This window comes from Paenibacillus nasutitermitis (genome assembly GCF_014641075.1).
In the GTDB taxonomy this organism is placed as follows: Bacteria; Bacillota; Bacilli; order Paenibacillales; family Paenibacillaceae; genus Paenibacillus_Z; species Paenibacillus_Z nasutitermitis.
The window spans coordinates 1,115,412-1,135,138 of the sequence record NZ_BMHP01000001.1 but is presented as its reverse complement, the minus strand read 5'-3'; the positions used below and the strand labels follow the sequence as shown (position 1 = coordinate 1,135,138).

The following is a 19,727-nucleotide window of genomic DNA, read 5'->3' as shown; positions in this document are numbered from 1 at the left end:
GCTTACATGACCTATCATACTGCTAGACTCTCCTAATTGACAACTGTGCTTTCCATTCCCTTCAAGTATTCAATAAGCTGGAGATGCTTGCGCATGGATTTCTCATGGACCATATTAAGTTTTCCGTTGTCGAGCTTTCCGAAATACTCGCCAAGTCTTGTATTCTGATGGGTCCAATCCACCCCTTCGAGCACTTTCAGGCAGCTTGCCCAGCCTGGATTATATTTGCCGTCCTCGTTGTACAGGAATTCATGGGCATACAGCGCAAGTGATTCCTGCACAACACGGCTTGAAGAAATGTAAGGAGCCAGTCCCGGCTGCTCCGGCATATACGGCAGGATCCCATTAAAAAACTGATGGAGAATTTCCACATGCGTAGCGGGATCCTTGCGAATCCGGCGGGCAAGCTCATAGGTTGGATTCATTTTACCCGTAAAGAGCAGAGTCGCGACGGAATACAGCCAGCTGAAGCATGTAAAATTTTTGTTATAGGCGGTCAGATTGTTGCGGCGTTCAATGCCGACGGTTTTCAACAGTTCATTATTATCGGCTACCTGCTGCAGCACCAGATTGAGCGGATCGCTCCCATCATAGGAATGTCCCAATTCCTTGCTAACGAGCTGCACCTTGGAATTGATATCCCCGAACAGCTGCTTCTCTTCCTCTTCCCCAAGGCCGACATAAAGCTGTACGGAAAGCTCGCTTTCCAGCAAGTCCAGCCTTCGGGCTTCCATTTGGGCAAGCAGCCCTTCCGCCTGTTCCAGTTCCTCCTTGGCCGTTGAATCTTCAGGGAACCGACGGCATTTGAGCTTGAGCTTCGCGACTTCCTTCTCCCATTTGCGATTTTCCTTGAGCAGTTGTTCATTGGTATAACCAAGGGCCAGAATCCGGTGCTGCCCATCGAGAATGCTGAGCTTTGCGCCATGCAGCAGCACAAGATGGTCCTCTTCCTTGGCCAGCGCCCCCACTTCCCGCAAGCTCAGGGTGACAGGACCGAAGAACACATGGTCCAGCTCCCGCTCCTGCAGATAGTTGGCGATTTTGCGGCGCTGCATTCCGCTCAGCTTCCGCTGTACCATAGGATCGATAGCCGTATAGTTCAGCAAATCATGGATCCGCAGCGATACCGTCGCCAGCCCGAAACGTCCGCAATACGGATGAATCGTCATATTCAAGCGTAAACCATCCATTAACCGATCCCTCCCTGGTCCGAAATGAGAAACAGATGCTCTTTATCATAGAAGTCCCGAATGTATTGATACGCTTTCATAATCCGGCTGCGTCTGGGCAGACGATCCTTCTCCTCATCCTTGTAAATCAGGCTCCAATCAATATGAGGCAGGATTTTCATGGCATGACCAAGCGAATATTTGTTAAACTGCAGGGTCTTGAACGCTTCCTCATTGAAAAACAGCGCGAGCGCGATTTGAACATTCTCCGACCAGCACAGTTCTCCGCGGTCGGGAGCAGGCAAATAACGCAGCATTCCCTGAAAATAATCATTGGCCTGCTCCAGATGCTCGTTCAGTGAAACCTCGGTATAATGGTAGCCATTGTTTCTGGCGGCCGACTTGAGCCTTCCCTCAAACAAGGCAATCAACAGCTCGATAACGAGGGAATAGGCAAACAGATAGTCCGGCCCCTTGCCCCGCTCTGAGAACGTATCGGTCGGCAGCTTTTCCATGACGGGATATTCCTGCACAAGGCGTGTCGCCATAATATGATAGAACCGCCTCTGGTCGCGCAAAGAGGCCAGATTCCCGCCGATTTTACGCGGCAGTTTATTGATGTCGGAGAACAGCTGGCGTTCCTGGCGGGAATGGATATCGAGATAGATCATGACCGACATAGGAAAATCATACAGTTTGCGCAGCTTTTCCGTAAGCTCTGCCACTCTGTCGTATTCGCGCCTGTCCTTGGCCCTTGCCATGTTGCCCTGAAGCGTTTCCATAACGCGGCGGAATGCAGCCAGGCGATGCTGTCCGTCTACGACGTAGCATTTCTCCACCGATTGCAGATCATAGGAGCTTCGGTTGGAGTCGTATTTGCCCGCTCCTCTGGCGGAAAGAATAATACCGGGAAAATAAATATTTTGCCCATGGTCCAGATATAACAAAATATAATCCACCAGGCGCGAAACATTCTTCGGGATAAGCTGACGCTGTACCTCAAGATCAATTTCATAAATGGAAAACAACTTGCTCATTGGTAGCGTGGCAGACAACGTAGTTTGACCAAATGTCCGCGCCATATAACCGGGTACTTCGACAAAAGTACCAGGTGCGCCACTCGAAAACAGCTCGGATAACGATTGTACCGGTTCCATAAATAACCTCCACATTTCGTATTACTAACAGAATATAGCAGTATTGTTAACTTCGCAATCTTAACTCTTTGGATTATAGTCTATTCCATGCCGGGATGTATAAAGACGAACCCGAGTCATTTTTTTTACACGGTAAAAATCACCCTGATTTCATTGAAAACTTTGCATGAATCTGGACTTGGGAATTCGGACCATACAACCCCTCATTGCAGAAGAATGCTTGGCAGCAAAAAAAAAATCCCCAGTGGTATGGGGATTTTTGAGAGCAAGCTTTCTTTAGCATGAAATCATTTATGCGCAGCCAGCCATTCCGCAAGTGCGCCGATTTCATCGTCCGTCAAATTCCCTTTGTACGCGGGCATGCCTCCGCCGCCGTTTTGGATCCGGGTTGAAATTTGCTCCGCATCCAGCCTTGCGCCGACTTTCTGCAGATTCGGTCCGACTGCACCGGCCAGATCTGCGGCATGGCAGGAGATGCACTGCTGCTTGTATACCGCTTCCGCTGTCGCATTAACCGACTCGTTGTTCCCGCTTGGAGCATTATTGTTTCCACCCGGAGCGTTGTTCGTACCGCCCGACGGTGCATTGTTGGTATTGTTGCCGCCGCATCCTGCGGCAATCATCATTACGATTGCCATCATAATGACCAAAGATCCTATTGTTTTGAGCATAACGATTTTTCCTCCTTGACGTTAGCGGTAGACTGCTTGTCTTTAAGCTTTCCCGACTTCCTTCTCCTCATTCATGGGACACACAGGTCTCAAGTTACGAATAATGCGGCATACTATGGGCAAAGTAAAAGTATCCCTGAAAAGCCATTTCAAGAGGAAAATATTCAATTATCGGGAGGCTGACGATGGATGAAAAATAACGACGAGGACCTGATACGTCATTTGAGCGAATTACGCAAACGGCTTATTCTCGTCGCCGCCTGGTTTGCGGCATCCTTTTGCGGAGGCTTGTATCTGTCGCCTATGATATTACGATACATCAAATCCCGTCCCGGTACGGTGCACATTCAATGGAACGTCTTCTCATTCACGGACGGGCTGTTTATCTACTTGCGCTGTGCCTTATTGTTTGCCGTTCTACTTACGCTGCCGCTCTTGCTGTATCATATATGGGCGTTTGCGAGGCCAGGCTTGACCGCCAAAGAAGCCAAAGGAACGCTTTCCTACGTTCCGGTATCGTTCCTGCTGTTTCTATCCGGCATTTCGTTCAGCTATTTTCTCGTTTTCCCGATGATGCTGCGCTTTATGGAACAGATGAACCAGAGCATCGGAGCGGTGGAAACTTACGGCATTGACCGTTATTTCTCTTTCCTGTTCAATCTGGTGCTTCCGCTTGGAATCGCCTTTGAGATGCCGCTCGTTATTTTGTTTCTGACGCGGCTTGGCCTGTTGACACCAGACAAGCTGCGCAGCACCCGGAAATACGCATATGTAACCCTGGCTGTAGCGGGCTCGTGTATCTCCCCGCCGGATTTCGCGTCGCATTTGTCCGTAACCATCCCGCTGCTGGTCCTATTCGAAATCAGCGTCCTCATTTCCGTGAACTATTATCGCCGGAGAGGAATATCCGCTGTACCTTCAAGCCAAACATGAAAGGAGGTTTAAGCCATGTTCAATAATATCGGCATTTCAGGGCTCGTCATTATTTTGCTGATCGCGCTTATTGTATTCGGACCGGCCAAGCTGCCTCAGCTGGGACGGGCTTTCGGAGACACGCTGCGCGAATTCCGCAATTCCACAAAAGGCATTGCCGACGATGACGATGCCGTTATCGTAACGGACAAGAATAAAGATGATAAGCTCAAGCTGCTGTAATCCTGGTCTGGAATTAAACGTATCATCTCAACAAAGAAGAACCTCTCCGTCTATATATAGACCGAAAGGTTCTTCTTTGTTGGATAGCATCCACACCAGCAATCCGCCTTGCTCCGGTATGTAAGTATCCCTTCAGCAGCCCGGTAAGCGAGCGCGCCTACGGTACCTAACCGCATACGGACAAGGTGATGGTCTTTTTGGATAAATCCATAGGCGGCACAACACAAAAAAATTTTTGGTCAAACCCGGCAATTATGAGAAAGGGGTACAGCGCATGTGATCCCCGCTGTACCCCACTCTTCCTTGCTTATCCGCTAAACTCAACTCTCAACTGCCCGACTGTCCTGGCCGACAGCCTGCTCAGCTGCTCGATCTCCAGACGGTGGGTGGCGGTAAAGTCGCGGTGATCCCGGGAGCGGCTATGGATGGTGGCGAATACGCCCTCCAGCATCAGGTAGTATTTGGCATTAACGGGATAAAGCTGCTTTTCAATCAGCGACATGGTACTCAGCAGATCCTCCAATGCTTCGGCCTGTTCCGGCTGCTGCTGCCAATGTTTCGCCAGCCAGCCGTAAAGCTCGGGATGAAAGTTGGCCATAACCCCGCTGTAGCCCCGGATTCCGAGCTTCAAGGTTTCCAGCAGCGTAGCCGAATTCGCATTAAAGATGCCCAGGTTAGATCCCACGACGGCTTCAAGCTTAGCCTTCATATCGGCAATATTGCAGCTGGTATCCTTGAGAAAATGAAACCTTCCTGTATTGGCGCACCATCGCAGCAGTTCCGGAGAGATGAGCCTTTTGTAAGGATATGGACATTCATAGAAGCCCAGGGGAAGCTCTTCAGGCAGCAGCCGCAGCAGCTTCTCCAAATTATTTTTCCACTTGTCGTCGGATTCTTGCTCTTGCGCAAGACGGTTCGTAATCAGAACAAGCGCATCGACTCCGGAAGCAGCTATTGCCTGCAGCTCCGCGACCTGATCCTCAAACCGGTCTGCAATATGGCCTGAAGCGATGACCGGCACCCGGCCAGCAGCCTTCCGCTTCACAAATGAGGCCAGCTCGACGCGCTCTTCCAGGCTCAGACAAAACATCTCGCTCGACTGACAGACAGCGAAGAGGCCGTCGACTCCCTTGCCAATATACCATTCAACCGCCCGCTCCAGCGCGTCATAATCGATAGTGTTCTTATCTGTAAAGGGCGTCACCATCGTCGGCCATACCCCCGCTGCCAGACTGTTCATTGCGCATCCCCTCTTTTCTCTCCCAGCCTGCGAAAGTTTCCGATACGGTGGAAGGTCGTATAATTCGCGTTATGAAAATCGAATGCCCCATTAATGGCTGTACGGGATGCCACCAGCATATCGTCTCCATCCATAAACCAGTCCACATACTGAAAACCAACTTTGGTTCTGTCCTCATGCCAACCGTTGCTTTCGTAATCCAGCATATCCTGCACAATCTCCCACTCCTCCAGATTATCCGACTTGACCAGTGTCAGTATATTCCGTTGACTCACGAATGGGGTCGTCACCCGATTCACCAGCGACCAGTAACTGCTCGATTGCGGGTCATAATAAACGGCGAATTTCGACAGATTGCCGTGAAAAGGGATGACCTTGCGGAACTGCAGCGGCGCCTGCGGCTGATCCTGGTCGATGTCAAGCAGGATAGCCCTGCCGTAATTCGGCGTTCCGCCGTCGGTCTGGTACCGGAGCAGGTTAACCAGCTGCCCCTCGGGCGTAACGACAACATTGCCCTCCAGAATGCCGGGCACATTTCCGCCTTCGATAGCACCCGGCCACGCTGCGTCATATCTCAAAAAAGGCGATGCCGTCCAATTGGCGGGATCCAGCAAATCGGCATCCTCCGGTGCAGAAACAACACCCGCTCCGTGACCTCCTGTGGACCATGAGCCATACTCCACAGCTGACCAGATTCGTCCACGATGAGCAACGACGGGCATTGGCGCTTTGTGAGGCCCACCCTTCTCCCGCGATCCCCCTTCGATAATAACGCGAGGGGGACTCCAGGTTTCTCCGCTGTCCGCAGAACCGCCGATTAATAAATCCCCGTACTCGGTGCTGCATGCCAACATATAGACCCGATCACGGTGAAGAAACAGCTTGCCCCAGAAGCAGGGATACAGATAGGTCACATACCGCCATGTTTGTCCGCCATCCTCGGAGCGGAAGATCGTGCTGACATTCTGTCCGCTGAGCCCCCAATAGATATCATGCGAGGCCAGCAGCGCTCCATCCGGAAGTCGGATTATTGAAGGGCTCGCCGTCGACCGTCCTGAGAAGTTAAAGGTGTAATCCTCCGGGTGGATGTAATTGATCACCGTACCTGGCACCACCCCCGGCCTTGCTAATCTCATCGGACTGCTTGCAGCGATGTCCCCCGTCGGCCCGTCGATAGCAAGCAGGCGGATTTCATAATCCGACCCGTTGATCACTCCCGCAATGGTGTAGCTGCCCGAGGGTCCGCTTGCATCATGGACGCTCTTATCCGCTTCCCCTCTTAGACCATATTCGACCTGGAAACGTAAAGCTTCCTTGCCTGGCTGGCCCTCTGGAAGCTCGCTCACCCAATCGATAATGACGCAGCCGTCACCAGGTGCGAGGCGGGTAATATGCACCCCCCATTGCTGGTGCTGCGCGCCTCCCGCTGCAAACAATTCATTCTGTTCCTTGATTCCCCATGCTTTCGTATTCCCGTTCATCTCCAAGCTCCCCTCCTGATTAAACTGCCGATTCCATTAACCGCGGCTCTTCTGCGCATTGATCGCTTTTTGCTCTTCCACCCATTTGTCTACCTTCTCCTGAATCTGCGCGAGCTCGCTGTCAATGTCGTATTTCTGACCGTGTACGGCCCGGGAAATCAGATCTGCCATCCATGGACGGATCGTCGAGAACATTATCGGAGGAAAAAGCTGATTTTTTGTATCTTCGACCACGGCAAGCAGCTGATCCGCGTAAGGATTATCCTCTTTCTTCACCCAATCGGCGTCTTTCCAGGATGGCAGCTCTTTATAGTTATCATACAAAAATTTCTGTCCCTCCGGGCCGGATAAAAATTTTAATGTTTGCCACGCCGCCTCGGGGTTGGCGCTTTCCTTGGCCATTGACATGACGCGTGCGGTGCCAAAGCTCGTTTTGTCGTTCTTATCGCGAATGCCTTTTGTCATCACATAACGGTCCGTGAGCTTGTTTTTTAATACCTCATCCATATTGTTGCACCATAAGCAAATCGCGATCGTGTTGGATTCCTTGCCCCAATTCTCAGAGCCTCGGCCAATTTCATAGCCTGGAGGAAGATACGGGTTCATGTCAATCATCGTTTGCAGGCTTTTTTTGATCGCCGGTGTATTGAAATTTAACTGACTGTTCCCGAAATTGCCCCAGTCTATAGTGCCAAACTCAACGCCCTGTCCATCCGACAATATATCCAGATTCAGATGGGAGGAGCCTTTCGGGTTATAAAACAAGCCGTACGTTTGCTTGCCCGTTTTGGGATTCGTTCCGGTAAGCTGCTTCGCTTTCTGCAATATTTCTTCGGCAGTAGGCTTGTCGCTCAGTGGTTCTACGCCGTAATCGTCGAAAATTTGCTTGTCATACACGACAGTACTTGTGATAATCCCTCCAGGCATGGCCATCACCTTGCCGTCCGAATTGCTGGTCAACCGTTCATTGTCCGTCCATAAGGACTCCCGGAAATTCGCTTTCCAATTGTCCCTCGCCATATAGTCGTCAAGCGGCATCAGAAAACCCTGGTTATAGAAATCGATCGCGGCGTCCAGGAACAGAATGTCCACGCTGTTGCTTAGCAGGAGCGCCTGCCATTTGGCTTTGCGGTCATCCTGGGGAACTTCGATATATTCGATGGACAGCTTCGGATGTTCGGCAAGAAAAGGCTCGAACAGCGTTTTGATACCTTTGGCTTCTCTGCCCGTAGCAGGGTTAATGCCGTCATCAAGCGGAAAGCCGGTCACTGCGATTTTTACTACACCGGATAAATCACCGGAATCGTCCGCGGCAACCGGTTTGCTGCCGTTTGCCCCTTTTTCTCCGCCATTTCCGCCGCAAGCCGTCAAGAAGAGCAGAAGTGCGCAAATCGCCAAACTTCCCCATGTTTTAAATCGTCTGGTGAGCATTTTCATGTTTTCTCCCCTTATATGAATATCGATTATTGTTTAATCCCTGTATGCGCCACGCTCTGAATAATATATTTCTGAAAAAAAAGATAGACCAGCAGTACCGGAATGATCGACATGACCGTAGCCGCCATATTCATTCCCGGCGGTGCTTCACCGCTCGATGTGCGCGATTTGAGCAAGGCGATGCCCAGTTGAATGGTATATTTGGCTGGATCGTTGAGCATGATCAGCGGGAATAGGAAGCTGTTCCACACCCCCAGAAAAGAAAGAATGACCAGTGTCGCCACGATTGGCATGCTCAGAGCAAAATAAATCCGGGTGAAGCAATTGAACTCATTCGCCCCGTCAATAATCGCGGCTTCGCGAAGTTCCCCCGGAATGCTGTCCATGAACTGCTTTGCCAGAAAAGTTCCGAACACACTGGAAATCGCCGGCAGATAGAAAGCCCAGTAGGTGTTGATCATATGGAGCTGCTTAAATAACATGAACAGCGGAATGAGCGTCGCTTCGCCGGGAATCATCAGCGTAGCGAGCACCAGCAGCAGAATGATATTGCCTCCTGTAACCTTCAGCTTTGAAAGCGCATAACCCGCAAGCAGAGCGGAAAATGTGCTGATGGCAATAACCCCGACCGCTACCATAAGGGTGTTCACATACAGTCTCATCATATTCGTATTGGCAATAGCCATTCTGAAGTTGTCCAGACTGATATGCTCGGGTATAAGACGAAACGGAAAAGGAAATTCAAAAACCGCGTCCTGGTCCAGACTGATGGACAGCATGACCACGAACGGTACGATGATGAGCACGCTTCCGGCAAGCAAAGCGAGGATGATGAAAGAACGGAGTAACAAGTCCGATCTTCTTTTCGACTGCGTCTGCAGCCGTCTTTTTGTTCCAGCAGCTAGCTGTGACATACATTTCAACTCCGGTCAGTCAGTCTTTATTCTTGAAGGCCGTAAAGTTAAGCAGCGTAAATAACAGAATAATAATAAAAATAATGTAGGAGGCGGCTGCGGCTTTGCCGAAATCAAATGTATAGAACCCGTAGCGGTACACATAAAGCATCAAGGTGAACAAGGCGCCGCCCGGATTGCCGTCCGGTCCCCCGATCACGAAAACATCCCCGAACCTTTTGAAGGCGTTGATGGTACCCATCACGACCATGAAGAAAATGACCGGTTTCATGGATGGAATGGTAATATACAGCCACTGCTGCAGCTTCCTTGCCCCATCCACCTCCGCCGCCTCGTAAAGATCGCGTGATATCGATTGCAGTCCCGCAAGCCAGATCAGCACCGAATACCCCAAACCATGCCAGGTATCCATCAGAATGACGCTGATTTGGGCATATCGGGGATCCGACATCCAGCCCAGCGGCTCCATTCCGAAAACGTCCAGAACCGAGTTCGCTATCCCCTTCTCAGTGGGGTAAAACAGCAGCATGAATACGATGGACGCCGCAATGGTGGAGGTTACATTCGGCAGAAAATAAATCGCTTTGAAAAGCATGCTCATCCCCGGCCTGACGATGGAATTGACCAGGGAAGCGACGATAAAGCTCAGCGGCAGCCCGATGCCAAGCCCCATGAGTCCCATCGCGAACGTATTGCGCAGCGCCCTCCAGAAGGTGGAATCATGCAAAATAAAATCATAGTTGCTCAGACCCGCCCAGACACCCCGCACGCCGTTGTGATGGTAGAGGCTGATGCGGAACGCTTCGATAATGGGGTAGAGGGAGAAGGTCAATACGCCCAAAATGAGCGGCAGCAAAAACAAATACCCGACGACATTCTTATTGGACATGCCTAATTTCTTCAGTATCACTTTTTCACCCCCTTGCTTTCCCGTAAGGCTAATTATCCGGAATCGGGCAAGGACGGGACAGGTGAAATTCCTATGATCGGTTTGCGATTCTATGGTATTGAAGCGCGCGGCCTACTGCCTTTTGTAATCCAGCGGCGTGACGCCGACGATTTTTTTGAAAACCTGACCGAAATATTTGGGATCTGTGAACCCCGCTTCACGGGCAATCTCATAAATTTTCATATCCGTTTGCCTGAGCAGCTGCTTCGCTATTTCCATACGGATGCCCGACAATACATTTAGCACAGTCTCCCCCGTGCGCAGCTTGAACACATTTGCAAGATAATTCGGCGTCAAATGGACGGCCTCCGCCACTTCCTGCAGGGATAAATCCCTGGCATAATGCTGCTCCATATAGGCGATTGCCTTCTGCACAATCGAGGCGCCTCGCTGCTGCATCCGAAGCGAAACCATGTCGGAGAGCTCCTCCACATAATGAACCAGCCATCTCTCGGCCTGCCCTGTCGTTGTCCATTTGCGCATCTGACCATCTAAAGCGGCGAAATCCATCACCCGCCCATCGGAGATATTCCATTCCACCAGCATACGCAGCATCGTATACACAAGCTGGCAGCACATATTGCGCAGCTGCTCAGGGCCAGGGGGCGATCCGCTTACAATGGCCTGCATAAATTCTGTGGCGCAAGCTGAAGCCGCTTCCTTGTCTCCCGCCTTCAGCGCCAGACAGAGCTTTTTTTCCAGCTCAAAAGGGTATTCCGCCGCTTCCTGCATACGGGCTCCGCTGATATCCCGGTAGAATATGAAACCCTCATCTTTGGCATACAGTCTGTATTTTATCGCCTGCACCGCTTCCTCGTAGGACTGCGTAATTTGATCCGCCGACTCGTACAAATTGCCGATTCCGAACGAAACGCGCAGTTTATAATAATTCCATATATACGCTTTCACCTTCCCAAGCAAGGCATACAGACGCTCCTGATCATGTTTCATGTCCTGCAAGCCGCTTCCGCTGACAATCATCACCATCTGTCCATCGGCAATCTCTATCATTTCGGCCTGAAATTTGTCCTTGAACAGCTCCAGGGCAATATTTTTGCAGGCAAATAGAACAAGCTGGCGGTCGTCGTGCCGCTCAAACGGTGTCAGAGCCTCTACCTCGTCCAGCTCAAGAATAAGACAAATACAGCCGTTCCCCCCGATCGAAAGCTGCAAATACCCGTATTTCCCGCGGATTTCGGAGAGCGGCATCCGCCCTTCCAGCAGTTGACCCAAATAACGCTCCTTCAGCATCGGGATGCTCTCATGAAGCTGCTGCTTTAATTCCACTACCCCGTTTAGCTGCCCCCGCTGCCGCTCCACGCTTTGTTTGGCTTTATTCAATACAGCGAGCAGCTCATCCACCTTCGTCGGCTTAAGCAAATAATCAAACGCCCCGCTGCGGATTGCGGACTGCACATAATCGAATTGATCGTAACCGCTCAGCAGGATAACCTTGGCAAGCGGCACGATCGCAAGCGCTCTATCGATTAATTCCAGCCCCGTCATATGGGGCATCACAACGTCTGTCAATATCAGATCGGGTCTCACCCGGTCGATCAATGCAAGCGCCGCTTCCCCGTCCTCCGCTTCGCCGGCGATTTCAATCTGATGCTCGCTCCAATCCACGCTGGCCTTCAGCCCTTTCCTGACCCGCTCGGAATCGTCGACAACAATTAATTTATACATATTCCCCTCCTGGTATAAGAAGGCGTACCCTTGTTCCTAACCCGGGTTCGCTTTCATATTCAATGCCGTATCCCGGCCCGTAGGCCATCATAATCCGCTCATGTACGTTATAGGCGCCATAACCTCCCGTTCCTTGAACCGGAGGTTCCAGCAGCGATTTTTTTCGGGCGGCATCCATCCCGACCCCGTTGTCCGCCACCTCAAGAAGAATGTCGCCGCCCTGCCTTTGCCCCGTGATGCTGATATGGCCTTGTCCGCTGCGCAGAGGCTTGATCCCGTGAAGAATCGCGTTTTCCACCAACGGCTGCAAAATCAGCTTGATGCAGGACATCTCCAGCAGCTCCTTCTCAATGAGGATCTCGTACCGGATTTTATCCTTGAACTGCAGGATTTGAATCCGCAGATACTGTTCAATCGTCTCCACTTCCTTGGCGATACTTGTCCGTTCGTTTCCGTTATTCAGAACCAGACGGAAGAATTGGGCAAGTGAAGTGGTCATCTCGGCGATTTCTTCATAATCCTTGGTCATCGTCATCCAATAAATCGTGTCCAGCGAGTTGTAGAGCATATGCGGGTTGATCTGCGACTGCAGCGCTCTAAGCTCCGCCCCGCGGATGCGCCGCTCATCCTCTCGCGCCCGTGTAATAAGCTCCTTCAGCTCTCCGGTCATCTCATTGAAGCTTTCCGCCAGTTCCCCGAACTCCTCCTGCGTGCCCAGATTGAGCTTGGTGTCCATATCCCCGCCTTTGATTTTGCGGATATGCCGCAGGAGCTTCACGATGGGTTGGGTAATACCCGTGGAGATCACAACCGAGAGAATAAAAACCAGCAGCACCGTCAAGCCGATAATAAGTAAAATCGTATTTTTGGCCAGATCTAGGTTTTGATTCATCTCGGATTGGGGCACGAGGGTAACCAGCTTCCACCCGGTATGATCCGAAGTTACATAATGGAGTGAATAATTTATTCCTTCGAGCTTGATCAGGGAGCTGTCATTCAGTCCTCTACCCAGCTCCGTCTGCACGGCCGGATCCGCCAGGGAAGACAACCGGTTCTTATTGGGATGCGACATAATCACACCCTGCTCATCCACCATAAAGGTGGTCGAATGAAATTTCTTCAGCGTGTCCTTGTAGCTTTCATAGATATAACTCTCCCGCACGCTGATGATGACGAGGCCCCAATCCTTGAAGGTCAACAACCCCAGCGCTTTGCGCACATTGACGATGGTATTTGAGCGACCGCCCGCACCGGGAATTAAATCCTGATTCTCAAACGACCACAGCGGTTTTCCGCGGCCCTCAGACGCTTTTTTGTAAAGTGGAGTACCCCTTACCTCTTGAATGGGCCTGTTCATCGCATTCTCTCCCAGATTATAGGTCAGGTTCAGGCCATTCTCACCGTAGATGGCGACAGATTGCAGCTGCTCCGAACGGCCGCCGAACACATCGGGGTAAATTTCCTCATAGAAGGATTTGTACGCGTCATCCGCCTGCCCGGGCCTAAGCGGCTGCTCCATCAGCTGCTGAAGCTTCTGGTTCATAATCATTTTCACATAGATCTCATCGATATCCCTCAGTTTGTAGTCGATATTCTGCATCGTCTGCTGCAGCGTCTCCTGGATGGATTGGCCAAGCTCGCTCACAATGGACCGTTTGAGCAGATAATAGGATACGGTTCCGATACTGAACGCAGAGAGAAAAATAAGTAGGGCAAACGAATAAATCAGCTTGTGCTTAAGCTTCATGTTGCTGATGAACAAAAGGGAAGATGATTTCATTGTAAATCTCCATTCGTGAAAGGTCGTTTATCAAAAAAAGGTGTCGGTGAACAGCAAATGTAACCGATTACATACAACAAGAGAACTATAGCACAATAGAATTACAGTGGAAATGGACTTCAATGATTTAACGTCATACTGAACAGCTTCCACTTCTTACGGACACCACCGCCACTATTTGTATCCATTGGCTGAGAATGAAGAAGTGATCCCCCTTCGCTGCAAGTCAAAAAAACCTCCGGAAAAATTCCGGAGGGCGCCTCTTTATGGCATCGTTAATGACATGAAGACCACTTGATCGTTCTCGAGATAGAGATGAAACTTCAAATAATCTCCGAGTTTGTAGCTCCAGCGGGTATTCAACTTCAGATTGGGTTTCCCAAGGATGGTCATTACCTGGTCCTTCGTCATTCCTACCTTGATACCGTCAGTCGTACCAACTGTATCCTTCAGAAAAACGAGATTGCCCTGCAAAACGATAAGCCCCTTATCTGTGAATTCTCTCACGGAGCCCATTTTTTCCGCAACAAAGTCGTAATAGGGTATGGAGTAGCTGTAGCTGTCATCATTGGCTGTTATGTCTGCCCAGGCGTTATAATCTTTACCTGCGATATCGAAACGTTCCCGCTCATAGAGGAAGCTTTCATCAATATTCGTATCATTTTCATTCATTTCCTTGCTTGCTTGCGCCATAATCCGGTCAACCAGCGCAAGAGCCGATTCCGGCCGGAACAAGCCATGCATGAGAAGCATAACCTGATCATCCGCATAAAATCTCGCGTTTCCAAGCTTATAGGTATTGCTGTCCACGTCGTATGGAATGGCATAAACAGCGTCCGCCATGTGAATGCGGATCAACACATCCTGATCCCCGGACACCTGCACATCCGCTTTGGCCAATGAAAGATTCTCATTGTACAGGTTTTGGGGAAACACATACACGCGGTCTGCAGGAACGGTTATCTCCTGTCCGCTACTGCCTGGAAGCAAGCTGATGGATTCGATTTTCTCCGTATCAAAAGGCAGCTGGTCCCTGAGCTCACCTGTCTCACGGCTAAGCTCAACTGAAATATCCGGCTTCACAGGCTCCGGAGTTGTAACCGGTGGTTTCGCTGTTATCTCTCCTCCATCCCCGACATCCTTATCCCTCCAGGGATGCTGAACAAACAGAATGACGAGAATGACGAACGCTATCGAGGCTGCCGATATCACCCACAGTTTCCTCGAAGGTTTGCCTCGCTTGCTTGCAATCTCCTGCTCCCGGGCCAGCCTCAGAATCTCATCCATCTTGGCTGCTGTGAACGTCCGCTTGCGGAAAGGGTCCTCCTGCAATTGTCTGTATAATTCCTCCGTCTTCCTATTCATAGCTTCCACTCTCCTTTCTGTAAAGAGACATCCGGCTTCTGGCCCGTGACAAACGGGACTTGACCGTGCCTTCCGAGAGCTGGAGCATCGCAGCAATTTCATTCGTTGTCATCCCATATTTGCCGTGAAGAATCAGAATCTCACGCTGCTTGACCGGAAGCTTCAATACATCCTGCCAAATAGCGGATGCAAGAGTTCTATCAATCGCTTCCTGTTCCGCGGACGGACTGGTTCCCTTGGGTTGCACCCGATCCATCAGAGTAACCCTGCGCAGGAAAGCCGTTCTCAAATAGTTAATCGAAGTATTGCGGGTAATTGCCAGAAGCCAGGTCTTCATGGACGATCCTCCGCGGAAGGAAGCAATATTGGAGTAGGCCTTCAAAAAAACATCCTGCGCAATATCGTCAGCCAGGTCATATTTGCTGGTGAGCAAATATGCCAAGTTCCACACATCCTGCCCATATGTATTCATCAAATCTCGAAGATGGGATGTTTCCATGCGCTCGATATGAGCCATGTAATTCCAGTCGGATTGTTCCACCTGCTTCACCTCTCATGGATTAGACAGCGCAGGAAAAGAATTGGTTCCCTCTACGGGGGAATGGGAATTGCGCAATAAAAAAAACCTGCCATCAGCAGGTATATGTGAGCGCCCGCGGATGAAAGAATCAATAATCAATCTCTTCCCATTCCTCCAGATTGGCATTGGAAGCCATGAGCAGCTCGGTAAAGCTATCGACACTTGGCTTGTCGGCCTTACGGTCTACAAAAATTGCCTGATTCATATAGATAGACAAGCCGATATTCAAACCTTGTCCGACAATCATATTTAAGAAAGGATGCGAGAACCCCGACATGGAGCACCTGCTGCCACTGAAAGTTGAATATCTGTTGATGTTTGGAACAGCTCTGTTTTGGACGATCGTTTATATTCTTGTCATTTACAAAGGATTGAAGGATCAAACCTGCGGAATGCCCCTCCCCTCCATCTGCGCTAATATCACCTGGGAGTTTCTGTTTACGTTTCTGCTGCCGTTCCACCCGCTTCAGCAAGTCGTGACGCTGGTATGGTTTCTATTGGACTGCATCATCCTGCTGCAATATTTCTTCTATTCAAAAAAATTATATCCGCAGCCTGTGCTAATTGCTTCCGTCTTTTCACTGCTTGTCATCGCTTTGCTGCTTCATATTGGAATTGCGGTCGAATTTCAGGATAAATGGGGAATTTATTCGGCTTTTGGCATTAACCTGCTGATGTCCATCCTATTCATACAAATGCTGCTGAAAAAAGGGATGCAGGGCCAATCCCGGTCGATCGCTTTCTTCAAATTGGCAGGCACCTTATGCGCCTCCCTCTTCAGCTATTTGCTTTTTCCGCATTCTTTTTTATTGCCGATCCTGTATGTGCTGATCTTCATCCTGGACGCTGCGTATTTGCTGATGATTTCCCAGCAATCCATCCGAACGGTCCACAAGTCGCCGCCCTCCATGAAAGCAATCTGACCCATCGAAGCAACTTCCTTTGCCCGGATGCCGGCACCAGTAAGCTTGGAATGTCCCCGGCTAGCTTTCCCTCCGGTATACAGACGGGCTCTTCGAGGAATACCGCTTGAACCAATGGCAGAAATACTGCTTCGAACCCAGATGCAGCGCTTCGCTGATTTCGTCGATTGTGCTCTCCGTTTGCTCAAGCTCCCTGCAGGCCCACAGGAAGCGCTCCTGTTGAATAAACGTATGGACGGTCATATGCATCATCTCGGCAAAAACCCGGGACAGATGGCGCGGGCTGATATGGCAATGCCTTGCGACCTGCTCCAGAGTCGGATTCTCCAGCTTATGATCCTGGATGTAGAGCAGGGCTTGCTCCACAATTTGCAAGGGAACGACGAATTCCGCATCGACGATCTTGCCTGCCGCATGATCCTTGAGCTCGACGAGCGGCGAAATAATGGTCCAGATCAGCTCAATAATTCTCATTTGCACCCGAAATATTTGATGGCCGCCAACATTTTGCTGCAGATGCAGAATCGTTTGCAGCTCCTTCTGAATCAACGGATAGGCGCCGTGAATATGCGGCAAATCCTGGCGAAGGCCGGTCAGGGAAAAGGGCAGAAAGAAGATTTCCATAGGGTCCACCATATCCGACTGCTGTTCATGAATCTCCCCTGGCGGAGCCATGTACACCATCTGCGGCACCAGATCGAACTGGTCCTTTTCGAGCCAATTAATGCCTTTGCCTTTTGTGATGAAATGCAGCTCATACTGCTGGTGGGAATGCGGTGCAATATACCAGCCGGGCTTGGGCGCAACATATCCCATAAAATTCGCTTCAATCCCGATTTGGTCGAACGTTACCTGCATGATATTCACTCTCCATAACCCTTAATGGATGATTTATGATCAGAATAACAGATAACAGACTTTAATCAATGCTTTATGTCCGGATAACGTAATATAATGTCCTTCTTGACTCTTATAGAAGAGTTGATCTTGCTATAAAATGGACGTATCCCAACATGGAGGTGACACACCAGTGTCTGTGAAGTGGAAGAAGCGATTGATAGATGCTGCACCATTCGAAGCCTGTGCCGTATTCGATGTCAACAACGACGGACAGCTCGATATTGTCAGCGGTGAATACTGGTATGAAGGACCTGATTTCACAAAAAAACATAAAATATGCGATATTCTGGCTATCCACGAATATCATGATGATTTTTCCGACTATCCCATGGATGTGGACGGCGACGGATATCTGGATATTATAACGGGCGCCTGGTGGGGCGAGACGCTGCGCTGGCGGCAAAATCCCGGCGCTGCCGGAGGAGAATGGCAGACCTTTGATATCGAGCATATCGGCAGCATTGAAACCATTCGATATTTTGATATTGACGGCTGTGGCGTTCCCGAGATTTTCCCCAATACGCCAGGCGGTCCGCAGCTTTTCTACAAGCTGATTGTGGATGAGAACGGCCGCGGGACAGGCAAATTCGAGAAATATGTGATCGGCGAGCAGCCGAGCGGCCACGGGCTGGGCTTCGGCGATATCAATGGAAATGGCCGTACGGACATTCTCTTAAACGGAGGTTGGCTGGAGCAGCCGGAGAATCCGCTCCAGACGCCTTGGGTCTTTCATCCCGAATTTTCGCTGGGCACTGCAAGCGTTCCCATCATCGCCCACGATGTTACAGGAAACGGACTGAATGATCTGATTGTCGGCCAGGCGCATGATTACGGTCTCGACTGGTATGAGCAAATCGTCGATTCGACAGGCAATCGAAGCTGGCTGAAGCATGAAATCGATCCTACCTGCTCGCAGTATCATGACCTGTATCTCGTGGACATCGATCTCGACGGGGAGATTGAGCTGGTTACCGGCAAACGCTACCGCGCCCATAACGACGGCGATCCGGGCGCATTTGATCCCGTAGGCATTTATTATTTCAAGATTAACGGCGGCAAGTTCGAGAAGCATGTGATCGACTACGGACCTGCCGGCGAAGCGACCGGCTGCGGCATTTATTTCTGGATCGAGGATTTGATCGGCAACGGACGACCCGATCTCGTAGCCCCAGGCAAGGACGGGCTTTATCTGTTTGAAAATCTCGGTTCATAACGAAGGAGTGGAAAAGAAATGAGCAAAAAAATCAAACTTGGTTTTATCGGAAGCGGTTTCATGGGTCAGCTCGCACATATGACCAACTATATCAATCTGCCGGAGGAATGTGAGATCGTTGCTCTTGCCGAACCGCGTCCGGTACTTGCGCAATCCATCTCTACCCGTTATGGCATTCCCCATGTGTTCAGCAATCATGAGGAACTGCTGGCAAGCGGCCTGGTTGATGCCGTGGTCGCTTCGCAGCCTTATACGCGCCACAGTATTCTAGTCCCGGATATTCTGCGCGCCGGCGTTCCGGTATTGACGGAAAAACCGGTCACCTTATCCGTCGCGGCCGGAGAAGAACTGGTCAAGTTGGGGCAGGAATTGGGCTCCCTGCATATGGTCGGGTATCACAAACGCTCCGACCCCGCGATGGAGCATGCCAAGCGCGTCGTCGACGAATGGAAGCAAAGCGGTGAATTCGGCAAGATGCGTTATATCCGCGTATCAATGCCGCCCGGCGATTGGACGGCAGCTACCGATATGCCGATCGGTACCAGCGAGCCTGGAACAGCGGGCGTTCTCGAGCCGCTTCCGGCGGAGTTCAGCGAAGCAAACGGAAGGAAATACGACGCATTCGTCAACTATTACATCCATCAAGTGAATGCCATCCGCTTCCTGCTCGGAGAATCCTATAAAGTCACTTTCGCCGATCGTTCCGAGACGCTGTTTGTCGGAGAGAGCGAAAGCGGCGTATGCGTTACTTTGGAAATGGCTCCTTACAGCACGTCGATTGAATGGCATGAAGGCATCCTGGTTGCCTTTGAAAAAGGTTTTGTGAAAGTGGATCTGCCTGCACCGCTTGTCCGCCAGCAATCCGGCAATGTGACGATTATGCGCGACAATGGCAAGGAAGCCCCTTCCTATACGACGCCCGTTATGCCGAATGTATCGGCCATGCGCAATCAGGCCAAAAATTATCTGGCGGCGATCCGCGGCGAACGCCCTGCCCCGTGCGCTGCTCCCGAAGCGCTGGAAGATCTGAAGATCGCCCGGGATTATATCCGCCTGCTTGAAGCCTATCAATGAGAATCACCATTCCAACATAAAGCGAGGTCAGGT

19 protein-coding genes are annotated in these 19,727 nt (G+C 50.6%); 5 read left to right on the top strand and 14 right to left on the bottom strand.

From position 1 onward, the window contains the following. Positions 1-32: 32 nt before the first annotated feature. The 3 genes from IEY46_RS04710 to IEY46_RS04700 form a co-directional block, all read right to left on the bottom strand. The gene (locus tag IEY46_RS04710) at positions 33-1,190 is read right to left on the bottom strand and encodes a DNA sulfur modification protein DndB (protein WP_188989609.1); all 1,158 of its coding nucleotides are present in this window, start codon (positions 1,188-1,190) and stop codon (positions 33-35) included. Further along, positions 1,190-2,326 carry a DNA sulfur modification protein DndB gene (locus tag IEY46_RS04705; protein WP_188989607.1) on the bottom strand — a complete coding sequence of 379 codons (1,137 nt, stop codon included), beginning with the start codon at positions 2,324-2,326 and terminating at the stop codon, positions 1,190-1,192. The genes IEY46_RS04710 and IEY46_RS04705 overlap by 1 nt, the downstream gene beginning before the upstream one ends. 287 nt (positions 2,327-2,613) lie before the next feature. Then, positions 2,614-2,997, bottom strand: a complete 384-nt coding sequence (locus IEY46_RS04700) for a c-type cytochrome (protein ID WP_229750065.1) — start codon at positions 2,995-2,997, stop codon at positions 2,614-2,616. A 189-nt stretch (positions 2,998-3,186) separates the two neighbouring features. On the opposite strand from IEY46_RS04700, the gene tatC reads away from it, so the two are divergent. Both tatC and tatA read left to right on the top strand, forming a co-directional pair. Then, positions 3,187-3,930 (top strand): twin-arginine translocase subunit TatC, encoded by a 744-nt coding sequence (gene tatC, locus IEY46_RS04695; protein WP_188989605.1) that lies wholly within the window; start codon positions 3,187-3,189, stop codon positions 3,928-3,930. A gap of 15 nt (positions 3,931-3,945) precedes the next feature. Next, on the top strand, positions 3,946-4,152 hold the full coding sequence (gene tatA / locus IEY46_RS04690; RefSeq protein ID WP_188989603.1) for a twin-arginine translocase TatA/TatE family subunit: 207 nt from the start codon (positions 3,946-3,948) through the stop codon (positions 4,150-4,152). A gap of 307 nt (positions 4,153-4,459) precedes the next feature. Here tatA and IEY46_RS04685 read toward each other — a convergent pair whose 3' ends face one another. The 10 genes from IEY46_RS04685 to IEY46_RS04640 form a co-directional block, all read right to left on the bottom strand. Further along, positions 4,460-5,392 carry a dihydrodipicolinate synthase family protein gene (locus tag IEY46_RS04685; RefSeq protein ID WP_188989601.1) on the bottom strand — a complete coding sequence of 311 codons (933 nt, stop codon included), beginning with the start codon at positions 5,390-5,392 and terminating at the stop codon, positions 4,460-4,462. Then, a complete protein-coding gene (locus tag IEY46_RS04680; RefSeq protein ID WP_188989599.1) occupies positions 5,389-6,873 on the bottom strand; it encodes a sialidase family protein in 1,485 nt (494 codons plus the stop codon). The genes IEY46_RS04685 and IEY46_RS04680 overlap by 4 nt, the downstream gene beginning before the upstream one ends. A gap of 36 nt (positions 6,874-6,909) precedes the next feature. Then, a complete protein-coding gene (locus IEY46_RS04675) occupies positions 6,910-8,310 on the bottom strand; it encodes an ABC transporter substrate-binding protein (RefSeq protein WP_188989597.1) in 1,401 nt (466 codons plus the stop codon). 26 nt (positions 8,311-8,336) lie between these two features. Beyond that, positions 8,337-9,224, bottom strand: coding sequence for a carbohydrate ABC transporter permease (locus IEY46_RS04670; protein WP_188989595.1), 888 nt, complete (start codon positions 9,222-9,224; stop codon positions 8,337-8,339). 19 nt (positions 9,225-9,243) lie between these two features. Then, positions 9,244-10,134 carry a carbohydrate ABC transporter permease gene (locus IEY46_RS04665; RefSeq protein WP_229750064.1) on the bottom strand — a complete coding sequence of 297 codons (891 nt, stop codon included), beginning with the start codon at positions 10,132-10,134 and terminating at the stop codon, positions 9,244-9,246. A gap of 111 nt (positions 10,135-10,245) precedes the next feature. After that, positions 10,246-11,859 carry a response regulator gene (locus IEY46_RS04660; RefSeq protein WP_188989593.1) on the bottom strand — a complete coding sequence of 538 codons (1,614 nt, stop codon included), beginning with the start codon at positions 11,857-11,859 and terminating at the stop codon, positions 10,246-10,248. Then, positions 11,852-13,639, bottom strand: a complete 1,788-nt coding sequence (locus IEY46_RS04655; RefSeq protein WP_188989591.1) for a sensor histidine kinase — start codon at positions 13,637-13,639, stop codon at positions 11,852-11,854. The genes IEY46_RS04660 and IEY46_RS04655 overlap by 8 nt, the downstream gene beginning before the upstream one ends. Positions 13,640-13,903: 264 nt before the next feature. Then, on the bottom strand, positions 13,904-15,004 hold the full coding sequence (locus IEY46_RS04650; protein ID WP_188989589.1) for a hypothetical protein: 1,101 nt from the start codon (positions 15,002-15,004) through the stop codon (positions 13,904-13,906). After that, on the bottom strand, positions 14,997-15,545 hold the full coding sequence (locus IEY46_RS04645) for an RNA polymerase sigma factor (protein WP_229750063.1): 549 nt from the start codon (positions 15,543-15,545) through the stop codon (positions 14,997-14,999). The genes IEY46_RS04650 and IEY46_RS04645 overlap by 8 nt, the downstream gene beginning before the upstream one ends. Before the next feature lie 127 nt (positions 15,546-15,672). Further along, positions 15,673-15,861: a hypothetical protein gene (locus IEY46_RS04640; protein WP_229750062.1), complete on the bottom strand. Its 189-nt coding sequence runs from the start codon at positions 15,859-15,861 to the stop codon at positions 15,673-15,675. Between IEY46_RS04640 and IEY46_RS04635 the strand changes: the two genes are divergently transcribed. Then, entirely contained in the window at positions 15,860-16,507 is a 648-nt protein-coding gene (locus IEY46_RS04635; protein WP_229750061.1) for a transmembrane-type terpene cyclase, read from the top strand. The two genes, IEY46_RS04640 and IEY46_RS04635, sit on opposite strands and share 2 nt — an antisense overlap. Before the next feature lie 60 nt (positions 16,508-16,567). Here the strand turns inward: IEY46_RS04635 and IEY46_RS04630 are convergent, their stop codons facing one another. Next, positions 16,568-17,365 carry a helix-turn-helix transcriptional regulator gene (locus IEY46_RS04630; RefSeq protein ID WP_188989583.1) on the bottom strand — a complete coding sequence of 266 codons (798 nt, stop codon included), beginning with the start codon at positions 17,363-17,365 and terminating at the stop codon, positions 16,568-16,570. 172 nt (positions 17,366-17,537) lie between these two features. Here IEY46_RS04630 and IEY46_RS04625 point away from each other — a divergent pair, with 172 nt between their 5' ends. Continuing rightward, positions 17,538-18,620 carry an FG-GAP repeat domain-containing protein gene (locus tag IEY46_RS04625; protein WP_229750060.1) on the top strand — a complete coding sequence of 361 codons (1,083 nt, stop codon included), beginning with the start codon at positions 17,538-17,540 and terminating at the stop codon, positions 18,618-18,620. A gap of 18 nt (positions 18,621-18,638) precedes the next feature. Next, the gene (locus IEY46_RS04620; RefSeq protein WP_188989579.1) at positions 18,639-19,694 is read left to right on the top strand and encodes a Gfo/Idh/MocA family protein; all 1,056 of its coding nucleotides are present in this window, start codon (positions 18,639-18,641) and stop codon (positions 19,692-19,694) included. Positions 19,695-19,727: the final 33 nt, after the last annotated feature.

Bases quoted from the DNA above. Each gene is read 5' to 3' on its own strand.
- IEY46_RS04710 (WP_188989609.1), bottom strand. From the start codon at position 1,190: ATGGATGGTTTACGCTTGAATATGACGATTCATCCGTATTGCGGACGT.
- IEY46_RS04705 (WP_188989607.1), bottom strand. From the start codon at position 2,326: ATGGAACCGGTACAATCGTTATCCGAGCTGTTTTCGAGTGGCGCACCT.
- IEY46_RS04700 (WP_229750065.1), bottom strand. From the start codon at position 2,997: ATGCTCAAAACAATAGGATCTTTGGTCATTATGATGGCAATCGTAATG.
- tatC (WP_188989605.1), top strand. From the start codon at position 3,187: ATGAAAAATAACGACGAGGACCTGATACGTCATTTGAGCGAATTACGC.
- tatA (WP_188989603.1), top strand. From the start codon at position 3,946: ATGTTCAATAATATCGGCATTTCAGGGCTCGTCATTATTTTGCTGATC.
- IEY46_RS04685 (WP_188989601.1), bottom strand. From the start codon at position 5,392: ATGAACAGTCTGGCAGCGGGGGTATGGCCGACGATGGTGACGCCCTTT.
- IEY46_RS04680 (WP_188989599.1), bottom strand. From the start codon at position 6,873: ATGAACGGGAATACGAAAGCATGGGGAATCAAGGAACAGAATGAATTG.
- IEY46_RS04675 (WP_188989597.1), bottom strand. From the start codon at position 8,310: ATGAAAATGCTCACCAGACGATTTAAAACATGGGGAAGTTTGGCGATT.
- IEY46_RS04670 (WP_188989595.1), bottom strand. From the start codon at position 9,224: ATGTCACAGCTAGCTGCTGGAACAAAAAGACGGCTGCAGACGCAGTCG.
- IEY46_RS04660 (WP_188989593.1), bottom strand. From the start codon at position 11,859: ATGTATAAATTAATTGTTGTCGACGATTCCGAGCGGGTCAGGAAAGGG.
- IEY46_RS04655 (WP_188989591.1), bottom strand. From the start codon at position 13,639: ATGAAATCATCTTCCCTTTTGTTCATCAGCAACATGAAGCTTAAGCAC.
- IEY46_RS04650 (WP_188989589.1), bottom strand. From the start codon at position 15,004: ATGAATAGGAAGACGGAGGAATTATACAGACAATTGCAGGAGGACCCT.
- IEY46_RS04635 (WP_229750061.1), top strand. From the start codon at position 15,860: ATGGAGCACCTGCTGCCACTGAAAGTTGAATATCTGTTGATGTTTGGA.
- IEY46_RS04640 (WP_229750062.1), bottom strand. From the start codon at position 15,861: ATGTCGGGGTTCTCGCATCCTTTCTTAAATATGATTGTCGGACAAGGT.
- IEY46_RS04630 (WP_188989583.1), bottom strand. From the start codon at position 17,365: ATGCAGGTAACGTTCGACCAAATCGGGATTGAAGCGAATTTTATGGGA.
- IEY46_RS04620 (WP_188989579.1), top strand. From the start codon at position 18,639: ATGAGCAAAAAAATCAAACTTGGTTTTATCGGAAGCGGTTTCATGGGT.